The organism is Polymorphospora sp. A560, from assembly GCF_045781765.1.
In the GTDB taxonomy this organism is placed as follows: domain Bacteria; phylum Actinomycetota; class Actinomycetes; order Mycobacteriales; family Micromonosporaceae; genus Polymorphospora; species Polymorphospora lycopeni.
In genome coordinates this window covers 1,234,604-1,249,178 of sequence record NZ_CP122282.1, presented here as the reverse complement: position 1 = coordinate 1,249,178, position 14,575 = coordinate 1,234,604, and the positions used below count along the sequence as shown (strand labels likewise).

Genomic DNA, 14,575 nt, shown 5'->3' with positions numbered 1-14,575 from the left:
CGCCGAAGCGCTGACAGACCGGTGCCAGCGGAACAGACTCGTGGTGCGGCGCCGAGGCGCGCGGCTCATGCCGGCTCCTCCGGGTGGTCGTGGAGTCCGACGACGTAGCCGGCCAGGTCGACCAGCCGCCGCCGCTCCCCCACATCGCCAGGCGCCGCCCAGACGGCCTCAGCCGGGCACAGTCCCGCCAAGGTCGCGTGGTCGCGGGCACCGGTAGCGACCGGCAGCAGCGGCGCCTCGGCCAGCAGACGGCGCAGGTTCCGCTCCCGGGCGGCCGAGTGCAGCCAGAACAGCACCGGCCACATCCGCCCGATCGTGTCGAACAAATCTCGATACCCGGCCAGCTTGTCGACCAGCACCGACAGCGGCTCGCCACCGGTGTCGTACTCGACGAAGAACGGCACCACCACACCGTCCTCGACCCACCGGCCGAACCCATCCGGACGAACCCGCGGCTGATACGCCCGCACCAATCCAGGGTCGCCCGGGCTGGTGAACGCACCGGAACGCAGGCACGCCGCCTCCGGCAGCCACTCCACCAACTCCGCGCCGGGGTGGGTACGGGCGTAGCCGGCCAGGTCGGTGAAGAAGCCGTTCACCCCGAGGCGGTGCTCGAGGCTATGGCTCGACGTCCACCGCCGCCGCTGCGCCCGTGCGTGGTCCCGCCTCGGCGCACGCTCATCCCGGTACGCGGCGACGACCTCGGCACCGCGCTGGTCCAGGACATAGTGGTACGGGTACGAGCCACCGTCGGGACGCTGCGGCCGGAACCGGGCCACCAGTCCCAACCCGTGCAGCTTGCGCAGCCGGCGCTGACAGAAGTCCAACGACGGGAACAGGGCGTGGGCGAGCTGGAACGAGGTCAGCACCCCGTGGTCGTACAACCAGCCCAGCAACACCCGGTCCCGGGCGGTCACCTGGGACTGCACCCGCAGGATCGGATCATCCACGAGCCACCACCCCCAGCCGACGCCTGTGGGGCTCCCCAGGGGGAGAGACCCGAGACCAGCAGGGTCTGTCGCAGGACCAGCCGGAGGCGCTGACAACCGCGTCGACCTGCGCTGTGAGAAGGAACAGGGGGTCAGTCCGGGGGTCCGCTCCAAGACTGACATCAACCCTGACGGCAAGCCTGACCCTCGAACGACGGTCAAGCGGGGATCTGTCACCGCCACCGAACCCGGCAGCGGCAGGAAACACCTGGGAGAACAACGGAACTCCTTCGACGAGAAGATACGACCGGTGCCGCCCCTATGGCGGCACCAGAACGGGACGCCCGACGGGCGTCATCCACTGTGGAACTGTCAACGAACGCGTCGTCCCCGTTCGGGGACGGCTGGAGAGAGAAGGTCAGCACCTACCGCGACCATGACCGACACGGCCATGGACGAAAGGGGCTCGGGCGATAGGCGAGGCGAGCGGGCGGCGTACCACCCGGATCAGCGACGGCCGAGGACAGGGCACGCGCAGGCGGTCGCGCGGCGGTGTGCCTACCGGCTCAACCCGCCGGAAAAAGGTCCTTCATGGTGTGGCCTCCCATGACTCGATCGACACCGGGTCGACGACCCGCTCACGACGGGCCACAACGACTGCGGGCGCCCCAACGGAGCGCCCACCCATCGACCATATGGCCCGGCGAACGAGACCGCCGCACGGGGAACGTTCATCCAGTACCGCTCGACCAATGTGCCCCTGTCAAGGCTTTTCGCCGGCAGCATCGCGCGGGTCTTCGGTACTCACCCGACGAGTCCATCGACGTACACGCCTGCGCGGGAAACCAATTCCGTGCTGACGTACCGGGGCGCCCGGGCATGAGGCGATCTCGCCCTCACCAAGGCGGTGATCGTCGGACCGAACACCCGGGCAGGTCGCCCAGTTGCGGCATATTTCGGTACGCCCGTCATGGCACCCCCGGAGATGCGAGGCATCATGATCCGGTGACCACCGCCAGGATCATCCTCATCGACGATCTACGCTCGTTTGTCGACGGCCGGCACGCCGAGGTGGCCCGCACCAGCGCAGCCGGAGCCGCACTACTCGGCCGCTACCAGGACCAACGACTGGACGAGTTGTGGCTCGATCACGACCTCGGCGAGGACGACACGATCTGGCCCGTCGTGGAGATCCTGGAACGGGCCGCCTTCGAAGAACACCGGTACGACATCGGCGTCATCAACATCCACTCCGCCAACCCGGCCGGCAGCGCGAAGATGGCACAGGCCCTCCGGCACTGGGGCTACCACGTCCGAGTCGTGCCCGGCTCGGCGGACGTCGGCTACCTGGGCGAGTCGGCACTGAACGAGTCTCAGCCAGTCCCTCGGCGGCCGGGCAGACCTCAAGGAGGCCCGGTGGCGACAGTCGATCCGACCCGTTCCCTGGAGAACCTCGAAGGTCACCACTGGGGTGAGGCGCCCGACGGGGCCACCCGGCTGGTGGCGACCGCACATGAACTCCGCAGGAAGCCGATTGGTGAGCTCACCGTCGAAGATCTCCGGCTGCTCATATCGCAGCGGGTGGGGCTCTTCCACCTCGTTCCGATAGCGCTCGACGTGCTGCAGAACGATCCCATGGCCGAGGGCGACATGTACGAGGGCGACCTGTTACGCGCCGTGCTCCGCAGCGGCCCCAATTTCTGGGCTGCACACACCGACCTGCTCCAGCGCCTTCACGCCGTCATCGACGCGATCGCCGATCCACCGAAATGGTTGACCACCGACCTTCTCCCGGCTCTCGAAAGCCCGTGAGCCCCGTGCCATCGCGCACGACGGGCGCGGATCGCGGGATGGTCGGAGGCACGTCGACAAAGCCGAGCACGGCAGCCACGCCAGGGCAACCAACTCGGCCGACCTCCACGATCATGGTGGCGTGAGCGAGCGCATCATCCGCGGGCACGCCGAACGGATGGCCGGGTACCGCCGCGTCCTCGAAGCGAGGTCCACGACGACGTCCGCCGGCCGGTTGCGGGAGCTGGCCGCCGACGAGATCCGGCCGGTACGGGTATGGACGGCACGCAACCACAACACCCCGGCAAACGCACTGGACCTGCTGACCCGGGACTCCGACCGGATCGTCCGGTGGATCGCCCTGCTCCACCCGCGGACACCGGCCCACGCCCTCGAGTGACCGTCCGACAGGCACACGACGCACTCGGCGCCGCCGGCCTCGCCGGGCTCGTCGGAAAGCTGATCGGCGCCACCCGGGACCGCGCGCGGACCTCCCACCCGCCCGGCGCCGACAACCCACCCCGCTGAACGATCTTTCCTCGCCCTGGAGTGCAGACGCGCTCCTTCGCGATCTCGGCCAGCCGCGCCGCCACCGCGCGGTCGGCCTGCTCACTTCTGGCGTAGAGGCCATGCCCGAACTCGTCGTCGGCGGTGCGCCGGGTCTCGGTATCCCGCGCACGGGCGAGTTTGCCGCGTGCCAGCGGGCTCCACGGCAGTACACCGATCCCCCGGTCGCGGCAGAGCGGCAACATCTCCCGTTCCTCCTCTCGATAGATCAGGTTGTAGTAGTTCTGCATGCTGACGAACCGGGTCCACCCGTTCTGCTCGGCCAGGTGCAGGGCGGGTCGAGCCGAGCCGGGCGTATCTCATGCCGAAACCACCTTGATCGCGATGCGACGGATGGCCGTACCTCAGCCGTTCGACCGTGCCGGTGCACCGCGGTCCGCAACCGCCCTCATCGCACCGCCCTGGGCAATGCCAGCAGTACGACGCAGCCACCGGCCGCCATGACCGCGAAGACCATCGCCATGCCAAACGTCTCCGTGAGCGGCCCCACCACGACCGGTGCCGAGATCGCCCCGATCCGAGACAGCGCCGACACGATCGAGGCCGTCCACGCCGCCGGCAGGCCGTGCTGCACCGACAGGTAGTCGGCGGCGGCGAAGAGCAGCGGGAACACGGGCCCCGCGCCCAGCCCGGCCACGGCCACGGCGGCAAGCGCCCACCACAGCGGCCCGCCGACGGCAGCGACCAGGAGACCCGCACACATGGAGAGGGCCATGACGACGCCGCTGACCGCGGCGACCGTACGGGCGCCGACCCGTCGCAGGATCCCGTCCAGCGACAGACGGGAGGCCACGAGACCCACGCCGAACAGTACGGGGGCGATCGCGGCGACCCCTGGGTCCGCCTGGAACCCACGGTTGAGCAGCAGTGCCGTCCACTCCTGGCCGGGACTCTCCACATAGCTGGCCGCCAGCGCGGCCAGCCCCAGTACGGGCAGGACGTGCCGGAGCCGGACCGCACCGATCGGACGCGGTGGTCGCGGGCCGGCTGGTTCGGGTTTCACGGCTGCGTGCCCGGAGCCGAACAGGTAGCGCCGCCGCCGCAGCGCGAGCACCAACTGGACGAGCAGGGCGACGGCGGCCACCAACGCAATGTGGACGACCACGGGTACGCCGAGGCCGGCGGCGCCGGCACCGAGTAGGCCCGCGCCAGCCAGCGACAGCGACCAGGTCGCGTGCATCCGTCCCATCAGCGCGGTACCCACCCGCTGCTGGGTGCGTACCGCGTAGGTGTTCATCGCGACGTCATGGACACCGTCCAGAAGGCCCAGCACCAGCATCGCGGCGCCGAGGATGAGTAGTTCCGGCGCCCAGGCGACGGAGACTGCGAACACCGTGTACCCGAGCCCCGCGGCGAGGGTCGCCCCTAGTTCGCCGCCGGACCGCACCAGCGCCGGCGCGACCAGGGAACCGAGCAGCCCGCCGAGAGCGGAGGCGAACAGGACGACGCCGAACTCGGTCTCGCTGGCCGAGACCCTGCCGGCGATCTCCGGGTACCGGGTCAGCAGGCTGCCGTACAGCGCGCCGTTCACCGCGAAGGCGGACGCAGGGGTGACCCAGTCGGTGAGCATCCGGCTGCGCCGGATCCTCCGCCGGTCACGCCCAGCGCGGGCGGACGTCGGCGTGCGCCGGTCGGGAAACGTCCTGCCGCGCATGGCCCTCCTGATCGATGCTCTGCGATAAACTTATACGCATCAGAACAAGGCCACAACACGGAGAGTCCTCTGGTGGCTACTGAATCACGTCTCCGAATGTCGGACCTCGCCCGCTCGCTGGGAGTGAGCCAGGCGACGATCAGCAACGCCTTCAACCGGCCGGACCAGCTCAGCCCGCAACTGCGCGAGAAGATACTCGCCGCCGCTCGCGAGGCCGGTTACCCGGGGCCGGACCCGCTGGCCAACACCTTTCGGCGGGGGCGCACCGGCGCGGTCGGCCTCATCGTGCATGAGCCGTTGCAGTATCTGTTCGAGGACGTCGCGGCGCAGCTCACCATGGCGGGCGTGGCCCGCGCCTGCGGCGAGCATGGCTCCTCCCTGGTGCTGGTGCCACGCGCCGAGCCAGGGCGTCCGGACGTCGTCTCGGCCGCGCTGGTCGACGGCTTCGTCGCGTTCTGCGATCCGCTCGAGCCCGCCCGGCGGGAACTGCTGCAGGCCCGCCGGCTCCCGGTCGTCGGCCTCGACGCCCCGGTCGCCGAAGGGCAGCCGTACGTCGGTATCGACGACCGTGCCGCGGCGCGGATGGCGGCGGACCATCTCGTCGCACTGGGCCACCGCCGGTTCGGCGTGATCACCTTTCCGCTGGCGCCGGACTCGCGGCCCGGCCTGGTCGCGGCGGGACTCGCCGCGCCGACCCGGTACGTCGCCAACCGGGCACGTCTCGCCGGCTACCGGGACGCCCTGGCCCCAGTGGTGCACGACGGCGGCACGGTGGCGGTCGCCGTCGCGGCCGGCGTCGAGGAGTCGCACGGCGCGGAGGCCGCCGCGAGCCTGTTCGAGACGCCCGACCCCCCCTCCGCGATCCTCGCGATGAGCGACCGGCTCGCGCTCGGCGCGGTGACCGCCGCCGCCGAACGGGGCATCAACGTGCCCGGACAACTTTCGGTGGTCGGCTTCGACGACATACCGGCGGCCGCCACATCGACCCCGGCCCTCACCACCGTGCGCCAGCCGCACGCGGACAAGGGCGCCGAGGCGATCAGGATGCTGCTCGCCGAGGCACCGGCACCGACCGTCCTGCTGTTGGACACCACCATCGTCGTACGCACCTCGACCGGCCCACCGGCTTGACCCTGTGCGGGTGCGGATCTCACTGGAGGGAAGCAGAGCATGGAGATGCCCGCGGGAGCACAACTGGCGCTCCAGGCGGTACGCCGTCAGGTCGAGTCTGCCCACCCGGACGCGCCCGTCCGGCCCGGACCCGCGCCGGGCCGCCACCGGCCGCGTCCGCTGCTCGCCGGCGCCCGGTGCCGCACCGCCCGTGGCCTGCACCGACTCGCGGACTGGATACAGCCGGGCGCGGTCGCGGTGCGAGCCGGTGAGTGAGCCTGAGCCACCTCAGACACCAGAACGACCCCACCCGAACAGGATCACGGGCAGTTTGGGCCAGAAGCAGCCGGCCTGGACCAGGTAGACGATCGCGGCCAAGACGGCCTCGCGGGAGTTGCGGGACCGTGTCACACCAGTCCGGCCGGTCGAGCACCGCCAGGTACTGCCGCACGATGCGGTCACGCTGTTCGGTGCTGCACCCACATCGCTGCGGAGCCTTGCCCGCCAGATGGTCGGCGATGACCGCAGCATCGGCGTACCTGTTAACGGTCGGCGCCTGCCGGCCGACAAGGTGCGCCGCGTCCGTCAACGTTTCTGGTCAGAGAACCAGACGTCAGGGTGTCCGCTGCGTGCTGGTGTCAGCTGCTGGAGGGCTGCGCCTACTTTCGCACGTGGAAGCGGAGCATTGTGACGGCGCCCGACTGGGTGTTGCTGAAAGGTTCCAGGTCGATCCTGTCGAGGCTTGGGGGCGAGAAGCGGACACCGTCGCCGAGCAGGACCGGTAGGACATACACCAGGATCTCGTCGACGAGCCCGCGCTGCAGGCACTGGGCGGCCACGTCAGCACCGAGGATCTCCAGGTTCTTGCCGCCCGCGGCGCTGCGTGCCGTGGCGACGGCTTCCTCGATGTCACAGGTGAGGAACGTGACGGTAGGGTCCGGCTCGTCGGGAGGCTCGTGGGTGAGGACGAACTGTCCTCCCCCGTCGTAGGGGGTGTCCTGGTCGGCCATACGCTTGGCGACCTCGTACGTGCCCCGGCCGACGAGCATGGCACCCGTGGCCGCCATGACCTCCGGGAACGTATCCGCGGTCAGGTACTCGAAGATCCAGTCCATCGCGTGGCCAGGACCGGCGATGAACCCGTCCAGCGACATCGCCCTGTTCACGACCACTTTGCCGGTGCCGGTGCTCACATCGCTCATGCGTCTTCTCCAAGGATTCTGAGGCCCGGGGCCGAATCATATGGGTCGTCCCCAGTCCCGGGCTGCGTGACCAACCCGGTAATCGTTTGTGGTCACCGCAGACTCGTTCAGGTGTACGCGGCTGGGCAGCCCAACCTGTACGCCGACAACAGGGCTTCGGGCGCTCCGCAAGGTGCTGTAGATCCACCGATCGGTGGAGGCGCGAATCAACCCGAGCGCAGACGCTGCGGTCGATCTGGCGGGGTGTGGTGCGTCCGTAACTTCGCAGCATGACCGCGTTGGAGGTACGAAATCTGCACAAGCGCTACGGGCAGCACGTGGCCGTCGACGACGTCTCTTTCACCGTTGAGGAGGGGGAGGTCTTCGGCATCATCGGGCCCAATGGCGCTGGCAAGACGACAACCGTCGAGAGCATCGCCGGCCTGCGAACGCCCGACTCGGGCTCGATTTCCGTACTGGGACTCGACCCGATCAAGGACCGGGCGGAGGTGCGTGAGCGACTCGGCGTGCAACTGCAGGAAAGCAGCTTCCCAGACGCGATCAAGGTCGCCGAAGCCCTCGAGCTCTACAGTTCCTTCTACCGGAACCCCGCCGACTGGCGCGAGCTCATGGAACGCCTTGGTCTCACCGAGAAGCGCAACACGAAGTACAAGGCTCTCTCAGGCGGGCAGAAACAGCGGCTTTCGATCGCGCTCGCGCTGGTCGGCAATCCGAAAATCGCGATTCTCGACGAGCTCACGACGGGACTGGACCCGCAGGCAAGGCGCGACACCTGGAGCCTCATTGAGCGGGTTCGTGACACGGGCGTCACGATCCTCCTTGTCACGCACTTCATGGATGAAGCGGAGCGCCTCAGCGACCGGATCGCCGTCATCGATGGTGGCCGGGTTGCCGCAGTGGATACGCCCGCAGGGCTGATCGCGCAGTCGAGCGCGGTGCAGCAGGTCCGGTTCCGCGTGAGTCAACCGCTGGACAAGCGTGTCCTGACCGACCTTCCCGACGTGATCAATGTCGAGATCACCGAGGGCCGCTGGCTGGTCACCGGCAGGGGACAGCTTCTGAGCAGCGTCGCAGGGGCTCTCGCCAGGGTGCAGGTCGTGGCGGAGGATCTCCGCGTCGACCAGCGCAGCCTCGACGACGCGTTCGTGGCCTTCACGGGACGCGCTCCGGAGTTCCCGGAAACCGCCAAGAGGAGCGTTGACTGATGCGTGCTTTCCGGAAGATGGTCAAGGTCGAGACGAGACTCTTCCTTCGAGACTCTGCCACCGTCGTCTTCGGTGTGCTGTTCCCGGCGGGACTCCTGCTCGGGCTGGGTGCCATCCCGGCGCTCAGAGAGTCGTCGCCGGAAACCGGCGGGCTGCGGGCCATCGACATCTGGGCGCCGACCGCACTGGTGTTCGGGATGGTGATGATCGCCGTGCAGCACGTCCCGTCGGTGATCTCGACGTATCGTGAGCGCGGCATCCTGCGCAGGCTGTCGACCACTCCCGCGCATCCGCGGAGTGTCCTGCTCGCGCAGATGATTGTCGCGTTCGCCTCCGTGGTCGTCTCCGCGGCGCTCATGGCCTTCCTCGCGTGGGCGGTGCTGGATATCGCGCCGCCCGAGCGACCCCTGGAGTTCGTCGTCGCCTTCATCGTCGGCTATGCGGCACTGCTCGGGCTCGGCATGATTTCCGCGGCCGTGGTCCGCACGAGCAGTGCCGCGAACCAGGTCGGTACCCTCCTGTTCGTTGCGCTGATGTTCTTCGGCGGAGCCTTCCTGCCCCGCGCCCTCATGCCCGACGTGCTGCGCGAGGTCGGCGAAGTCATACCGCCCGGGCTGCAGGCTCTCACCGCGGCGTGGTCCGCCGAAGCGGGCGAGGTCACCGCCACCGCCGGTGGGCAGCCCTTCTGGCTGCAGATCGCCGTTATGGCGGGTATCGCGGTGACCGCGAGCGCGGTCGCCGCTAAGCTCTTCCGCTGGGAGTAGATGTCGATGACGCGGGATGCCGGGGCCGGTGAGCGCCCGAGCTTCGGGACGCACGAATCCGCCATCGCGGAAGAGGCGGACATCGCGAATCGCTCCCGGTTGGCCTGGAAAGAGGAGCAGCTGCGGGTCTGGGACCTTCTGCAGTTGATCACACCGTGGCTGCTGCTGACGATCTCGACGGCTATCTACTTCTCGTGGGCGCTTCCGGCCTCCGGTGAGCGCTTCAGGCCCGAGGGCCTGTCCGTCCTCGGGCTGGTCGCGGTCTCGGTGCTGTGGGTGCTGTTCGGTCACACGTTGCCCATCAAGAGAAGGACGCTCCGGCCCGTGTCGGCGGGCATCTTCTTCGTCGGGCTGCTGGCGCTGAGCGTCACCCTCATGACGTACTCCGATATCTTCCTCGTCTTCACCATCGCGGGCTTCTTCCACGCGTACCTGCTCAGGCCCTGGCCGTTGGGGGTACTCGGAGTCCTTGCCACCTCCGTTGCCCTCAACGGCTCGGCGATGCGCGTGTGGGCCGACCCGACCCCGGACAGGCTCGCGGAGTTCATCCTGATCGTCACCGTGCAGACTGCGGCGATCGGGGTGGGCATCCTGCTGACGGCGCGCAGCGAACCAGAGGAACGCAAGCGGGAGGAACTCGTCGAGCGACTCGAGGCGGCACTGCACGAGAACGCCGGGCTCCATGCGCAACTGGTCGCCCAGGCCCGCGAATCCGGGGCGCAGGACGAGCGGCAGCGATTGGCCAGCGAAATCCACGACACGCTGGCCCAGGGTCTCGCTGGCATCATCACACAGCTCCAGGCAGCGGAGCGTTCCGCGAGTGTGCAGGGCGAGACGGAAGAGCATGTCGCGCGTGCACTTCGGCTCGCGCGCAGCAGTCTGACCGAGGCCAGACGGTCCGTGCAGGCGCTCGCTCCCCGGGAACTCGGGCGAGCGCACCTCCCCGACGCGCTGCGCACGTTGACCGAGCGATGGTCGGAGGACCAGGGGATCAGCGCGCAGGTGGAGGTCACCGGCACCCGAGAGCCACTGAGCCCGGCGATCGAGGTGTCGCTCTTCCGGGTCGCGCAGGAGTCGCTGACCAACGTGGCGAAGCACGCGGATGCCTCGCGCGTCGGTGTCACGCTGTCGTACACGGGCGCCGAGGTGCTGTTGGACGTGCGGGATGATGGACGCGGGTTCGCGAAAGGGGCCGGCACCGGCTTCGGCCTGACGAGCATGCGCCAGCGCATCAGAGGGGTCGGCGGTCACGTAGTGGTGCAGAGTGCACCGGGTGAAGGGACATCCGTCAGTGCGCGCGTTCCGGCGATCGCCCCCGAGGGCACGGGAGCAAAGGGGGAGATCGACCGATGATTCGACTGGTAATTGTCGACGACCATCCGATCGTGAGGGGCGGTCTTCGCGACACCTTTGCGGACGCCGAGGACATCGTTGTGGTCGGTGAGGCCGGGGACGGCGCCGAGGGCATCGAACGTGCGAAGCTGCTGGCAGCGGATGTCGTGCTCATGGACCTTCGAATGCCCGGGATGGACGGCGTCGCCGCGACCGCGGCCCTGCGCGAGCAGGCCCCGAGTGTCCGAGTGCTGATCCTGACCACCTTCGACAGCGAGAGCGACGTACTGCCGGCGATCGAGGCGGGTGCGATCGGCTATCTCCTGAAGGATGCTCTGCCCGACGAACTGACGCGAGCCGTCCGTGCAGCCGCGCGTGGAGAGTCGGTACTCGCGCCGTCGGTGACGCAGCACCTTATGGGGCAGGTTCGGAGGCCCGGCGCCGGCACACTGACCGATCGAGAGAAGCAGGTACTGCAATTGGTCGCGAACGGCAACTCGAATCGAGAGGCCGCTACAGCGTTGTTCATCGGCGAAGCGAGCATCAAGACCCATCTGCAACACATCTACGACAAACTCGGCGTTCGTGATCGAGCCTCGGCGGTGGCCGAGGGCTACCGCCGTCGCCTGCTCACATGACGCCTCCGCTGCTGGCCACCGCACGGCAGGACCGTCGCGAGCGGCATCGAGATTGGAATGGACGACGACGTTCGCTGGGTCGCGGGAGTGCGGCTCGTCGCAGACGGGGTGTAGAGGTTGCTGGCGCGTCGCTCGCTGGATGAGAGTCGAGGTCTTCCGATGGCGGGAGTCTCACACCACCCATCCGGAAGACCTCGACGTGCCTGACGCTACTACCTTTCTCCTGCCCCGACCTGACCACCTTCACCCGCCTGGACGACCCCGGACAAGGATCCGGATTGTCTGATTGAGGGGCACGTCTTCGACTGCTACTCCCCCCAAGCCCACCAAACCTCCTCGCGGCGTTTGGTCCGAAGTCCGCGATAAGATCGACAGCCGGCAGACCCAGCGCGTCGTTCTGAATCTAGAGGACTGGCGCGGCGACCTCGGGGCCCTCCAGAAGCAGTTCGACGACTGGCCGATACCGAACCTCAAAGAACTGTCAGCGCTCACCCGAGGTGGCGCCACGCTAAAGTTCGTCAGGCGATATTAAGGACCGGCAGACGTGGCTATCGAATACCGACTGACCCTCGAAGGGGACATCCCTCTGGAGCAGGTGGCCGCCCTGGCTGCCCCGGAAGCCACCGAAGCGCCCGCGTCGCCCGACGCACCCCGCCTGTTCACCGCCGACCTGTACGACCGGTACGGGTACGCGGTCAGCGTCTACGCGGGCCGGAACGGCTACTACGACGCCGAGGACGACGGCTCCGACTGGGAATGGGAACCGGAAACTTACGTCAACGTCAGCTTCCGGATGGCCAAGAACGACCCATCGGAGAAAGGGACTCCGAACATGGTGGCAGCCATGGCAAGGATCCTGGCCGGCCGGCCCGAGGACACCGCACTGGTCCTGAACGGCAACTGGCTGCTACTGACGCGCGTCAACGGCGCGATCCGCAAGAGCAGGCAGTCATGGTGGACGACCTACGACGCCGACAAGTTCATTCCTCACCCGTCTGAATAGGACCGGAGTTCCACACCTAGTAGTGCTTTGTTAGGTTGTGGTGTGTCGTTGCGTGACTCTTCCGGCTGATCGTGGTGGATTGGTGGTGTGGAGTCTGGTGAGTTGGCGCGGTTGCGGCCGCGGTTGGTCGAGTTCACCGCGCGGATGTTGGACGGTGCGGTCCGGCGGTCGGACCAGCGGGTCAAGGGCGAGTTGTACGTGCGTGGCCTGTTGACCGATGGGCAGCGTAAGTCGATGCAGCCGATGGCGGAGCGTCTCGGTGTCGATCATCAGGGGTTGCAGCAGTTCATCACCTCCTCGACCTGGGACCACCGGATGGTGCGGGCGAACGTGGCGCGGTGGGCGGTCGAGGCGGTCGACCCGGCCGCCTATGTGATCGACGATTCCGGGTTCCCGAAAGACGGCACCGCGTCGCCGTGTGTGGCCCGGCAGTACTCCGGCACCCTGGGCAAGACCGGCAACTGCCAGATCGGGGTCAGTGTCCACCTGGCCACCGACACCGCCTCGGTGGCCCCGAACTGGCGGCTGTTCTGCCCCGCCTCGTGGGACGACACCACGATCACCGACCCGCAGCACGCCGCCGAGGTGCGGCGCAAGCGGGAACGGGCCGGTATCGGCGACGACATACGCCACCGGGAGAAATGGCGCCTCGCGCTGGACATGCTCGACGAGATGACCGACGAATGGGGGCTACCGAAACTGCCGGTCACGGCGGACTCCGGCTACGGCGACTGCACCCTGTTCCGGCTCGGACTCGCCGAACGCGGCATGGCCTATGTGGTCCAGGTCGACCCGACCGCGACCGCCCACCCCGGCGACGCGACCCCTGCCACCCCCATCTACACAGGTCGGGGCCGTCCACCCCGCCCCGCCTACCCGAACCCACCGGCCACCCTCAAGGCTCTCGCTCTGGCCGCCGGCCGCCGCCGGGTCCGGCCAGTCACCTGGCGCCACGGCAGCCGCCCCACCCCCACCAACCCCGACGCGGCGATGCGCTCCCACTTCCTACGCATACGCGTCCGCCCCGCCAACCGCGACATCCCCCGCGCCGACGACGGCAGCCTGCCCGACAGCTGGCTGATCGCCGAATGGCCACCCGGAACCAACGAACCCGTCAAGTACTGGCTATCCAACCTCGACCAACGCACCCCGCTGAAAACCCTCGTCCAACTCGCAAAACTCCGCTGGCGCGTCGAACACGACTACCGCGAACTCAAGACCGGCCTCGGCATCGACCACTTCGAAGGCCGCAGCCACACAGGCTGGCACCGCCACGTCACCCTCACCGTCCTGGCCCAGGCCTTCTGCACCCTGCTCCGCCTCGACCCAAAAGCACATGCGCCGGCCTGACCCTCTACGCCGTACTCCGGCAAATACAACAACTCCTCACCGTCATGGCCGGCGCCTGCCACACCTGCAACCGCCCATACCACAACACAACCTAACAAAGCACTACTAGGATCGATGCTGTCTCCTGCCCGCTCGCCAGGATGGAGTTCGCGTGACTCACCGTGGCAACAGACGGCGGACGGCCCTCCTGGCCATGGGCTTCGTCGGGGCCCTGGCAGCCGCCGCGGTCGCGCTGATCGCCGTCCTCGGGTTTCCGGGTACGGGCGGGCAGGTCGACGTACACCGGGTGGACACGTCTCCCCAGGACATCCGCGAGTTCTGGACACCGGAACGCATGGAGAAGGCCAGGCAGGGCGACCCGATGCCGGTCATCGTCGAGGAGTGACCCACTCCCGACGCCAATGGCGATCCTTGCCTGCGGCATGGCAGATCAGCAGAACAACGCCGCGCCTCCGACTTCGAGCGTAGGAACAACACGGGTGCGCGACATCAGCCGCGCGGGCTTCGCCTTTGATCCTTACGCCAGTACGAAAGGATGTAGGTAATCGCCCACGACCCACCCAAAAGGATGCAGCCGGCTCCGGCGAGTCCGGAGAGTAGTGCTACTACACCGCTACTGATTGCCGAGACCTGCATCAGGGTAACGCCCGACCCGGAAAGTAGGAGCATGGCTCCGAACTCCCGCCTCCGAGCGGGAAAAAGTGGCGCCCCACCGGTCAGAATCACGACGAGACCCGCCCCGATCAAACCGCCGCCCAGAAAAAACGAACTTGCCACCATGAGTATCGACACACCTACATCCTCACATACTACAGGAGGCTTGACATCCCACCCCAGCGGCAACCGGTCCCGCCGCGCACGCCCAGACCCGCCCAACTGGTTGACGTTTCGGCGCCCACGCAGCGGAAATCACCTGCCGTGTGAGCACCTTGCCATTCGACCGCAACCAAACGACTGATACCCCAATACCCAATCGAAACGGACTCCGGACGCCCGGGCCCCACCTAGAGCAAACTAACAACTCGGTGGA

At 68.1% G+C, this 14,575-nt stretch carries 15 protein-coding genes and 3 pseudogenes; 14 read left to right on the top strand and 4 right to left on the bottom strand.

Annotated elements, in window-relative coordinates; genetic code table 11:
• Positions 1-65 precede the first annotated feature (65 nt).
• Positions 66-950, bottom strand: a complete 885-nt coding sequence (locus tag QCD66_RS05835) for a replication-relaxation family protein (protein ID WP_375733069.1) — start codon at positions 948-950, stop codon at positions 66-68.
• Between the two features lie 984 nt (positions 951-1,934).
• Between QCD66_RS05835 and QCD66_RS05830 the strand changes: the two are divergent.
• From QCD66_RS05830 to QCD66_RS05815, 4 genes and pseudogenes are all read left to right on the top strand, one after another.
• A pseudogene (locus tag QCD66_RS05830) lies at positions 1,935-2,279 on the top strand (cyclic-phosphate processing receiver domain-containing protein); the annotation flags it as partial.
• 66 nt (positions 2,280-2,345) lie between these two features.
• The gene (locus QCD66_RS05825; RefSeq protein WP_407567237.1) at positions 2,346-2,741 is read left to right on the top strand and encodes a contact-dependent growth inhibition system immunity protein; all 396 of its coding nucleotides are present in this window, start codon (positions 2,346-2,348) and stop codon (positions 2,739-2,741) included.
• A gap of 121 nt (positions 2,742-2,862) precedes the next feature.
• Positions 2,863-3,120, top strand: a complete 258-nt coding sequence (locus QCD66_RS05820; protein WP_375733070.1) for a hypothetical protein — start codon at positions 2,863-2,865, stop codon at positions 3,118-3,120.
• Positions 3,117-3,248: a hypothetical protein gene (locus QCD66_RS05815; RefSeq protein WP_407567033.1), complete on the top strand. Its 132-nt coding sequence runs from the start codon at positions 3,117-3,119 to the stop codon at positions 3,246-3,248. Before QCD66_RS05820 ends, QCD66_RS05815 begins: the two co-directional genes overlap by 4 nt.
• Positions 3,249-3,277: 29 nt before the next feature.
• Here the strand turns inward: QCD66_RS05815 and QCD66_RS05810 are convergent.
• Both QCD66_RS05810 and QCD66_RS05805 read right to left on the bottom strand, forming a co-directional pair.
• Positions 3,278-3,553 (bottom strand): annotated as a pseudogene (locus tag QCD66_RS05810) (aldo/keto reductase); the annotation flags it as partial.
• A 122-nt stretch (positions 3,554-3,675) separates the two neighbouring features.
• A complete protein-coding gene (locus tag QCD66_RS05805) occupies positions 3,676-4,857 on the bottom strand; it encodes an MFS transporter (RefSeq protein ID WP_375733071.1) in 1,182 nt (393 codons plus the stop codon).
• Between the two features lie 180 nt (positions 4,858-5,037).
• Here QCD66_RS05805 and QCD66_RS05800 point away from each other — a divergent pair, with 180 nt between their 5' ends.
• Together QCD66_RS05800 and QCD66_RS05795 are read left to right on the top strand one after the other, a co-directional pair.
• Positions 5,038-6,072 (top strand): LacI family DNA-binding transcriptional regulator, encoded by a 1,035-nt coding sequence (locus QCD66_RS05800; RefSeq protein ID WP_375733072.1) that lies wholly within the window; start codon positions 5,038-5,040, stop codon positions 6,070-6,072.
• Positions 6,073-6,111: 39 nt separating this feature from the next.
• Positions 6,112-6,327 carry a hypothetical protein gene (locus QCD66_RS05795; RefSeq protein WP_375733073.1) on the top strand — a complete coding sequence of 72 codons (216 nt, stop codon included), beginning with the start codon at positions 6,112-6,114 and terminating at the stop codon, positions 6,325-6,327.
• A gap of 383 nt (positions 6,328-6,710) precedes the next feature.
• Here QCD66_RS05795 and QCD66_RS05790 read toward each other — a convergent pair whose 3' ends face one another.
• Positions 6,711-7,253, bottom strand: a complete 543-nt coding sequence (locus QCD66_RS05790; protein WP_375733074.1) for a dihydrofolate reductase family protein — start codon at positions 7,251-7,253, stop codon at positions 6,711-6,713.
• A gap of 269 nt (positions 7,254-7,522) precedes the next feature.
• Between QCD66_RS05790 and QCD66_RS05785 the strand changes: the two genes are divergently transcribed.
• The 8 genes and pseudogenes from QCD66_RS05785 (at position 7,523) to QCD66_RS05750 (ending at position 13,930) form a co-directional block, all read left to right on the top strand.
• Positions 7,523-8,458, top strand: a complete 936-nt coding sequence (locus tag QCD66_RS05785; RefSeq protein WP_375733075.1) for an ABC transporter ATP-binding protein — start codon at positions 7,523-7,525, stop codon at positions 8,456-8,458.
• Positions 8,458-9,222, top strand: coding sequence for an ABC transporter permease (locus tag QCD66_RS05780; protein WP_375733076.1), 765 nt, complete (start codon positions 8,458-8,460; stop codon positions 9,220-9,222). The genes QCD66_RS05785 and QCD66_RS05780 overlap by 1 nt, the downstream gene beginning before the upstream one ends.
• Positions 9,223-10,575 carry an ATP-binding protein gene (locus tag QCD66_RS05775; RefSeq protein WP_375733077.1) on the top strand — a complete coding sequence of 451 codons (1,353 nt, stop codon included), beginning with the start codon at positions 9,223-9,225 and terminating at the stop codon, positions 10,573-10,575.
• Positions 10,572-11,192, top strand: coding sequence for a response regulator (locus tag QCD66_RS05770; RefSeq protein WP_407567032.1), 621 nt, complete (start codon positions 10,572-10,574; stop codon positions 11,190-11,192). The genes QCD66_RS05775 and QCD66_RS05770 overlap by 4 nt, the downstream gene beginning before the upstream one ends.
• Positions 11,193-11,453: 261 nt before the next feature.
• Positions 11,454-11,724: pseudogene (locus tag QCD66_RS05765) on the top strand (hypothetical protein); the annotation flags it as partial.
• A gap of 12 nt (positions 11,725-11,736) precedes the next feature.
• Complete coding sequence (locus QCD66_RS05760; RefSeq protein WP_357517093.1) at positions 11,737-12,195, top strand: SitI3 family protein; 459 nt, start codon at positions 11,737-11,739, stop codon at positions 12,193-12,195.
• A gap of 87 nt (positions 12,196-12,282) precedes the next feature.
• Positions 12,283-13,545: an IS701 family transposase gene (locus QCD66_RS05755; protein WP_407567031.1), complete on the top strand. Its 1,263-nt coding sequence runs from the start codon at positions 12,283-12,285 to the stop codon at positions 13,543-13,545.
• A gap of 151 nt (positions 13,546-13,696) precedes the next feature.
• Positions 13,697-13,930, top strand: a complete 234-nt coding sequence (locus QCD66_RS05750) for a hypothetical protein (protein ID WP_357517090.1) — start codon at positions 13,697-13,699, stop codon at positions 13,928-13,930.
• Positions 13,931-14,575: the final 645 nt, after the last annotated feature.

What these genes read in the sequence shown, in the direction of transcription:
- QCD66_RS05775 (WP_375733077.1), top strand. Translation starts at nt 9,223, where the DNA reads ATGTCGATGACGCGGGATGCCGGGGCCGGTGAGCGCCCGAGCTTCGGG.
- QCD66_RS05800 (WP_375733072.1), top strand. Translation starts at nt 5,038, where the DNA reads ATGTCGGACCTCGCCCGCTCGCTGGGAGTGAGCCAGGCGACGATCAGC.
- QCD66_RS05770 (WP_407567032.1), top strand. Translation starts at nt 10,572, where the DNA reads ATGATTCGACTGGTAATTGTCGACGACCATCCGATCGTGAGGGGCGGT.
- QCD66_RS05805 (WP_375733071.1), bottom strand. Translation starts at nt 4,857, where the DNA reads ATGCTCACCGACTGGGTCACCCCTGCGTCCGCCTTCGCGGTGAACGGC.
- QCD66_RS05780 (WP_375733076.1), top strand. Translation starts at nt 8,458, where the DNA reads ATGCGTGCTTTCCGGAAGATGGTCAAGGTCGAGACGAGACTCTTCCTT.
- QCD66_RS05785 (WP_375733075.1), top strand. Translation starts at nt 7,523, where the DNA reads ATGACCGCGTTGGAGGTACGAAATCTGCACAAGCGCTACGGGCAGCAC.
- QCD66_RS05790 (WP_375733074.1), bottom strand. Translation starts at nt 7,253, where the DNA reads ATGAGCGATGTGAGCACCGGCACCGGCAAAGTGGTCGTGAACAGGGCG.
- QCD66_RS05795 (WP_375733073.1), top strand. Translation starts at nt 6,112, where the DNA reads ATGGAGATGCCCGCGGGAGCACAACTGGCGCTCCAGGCGGTACGCCGT.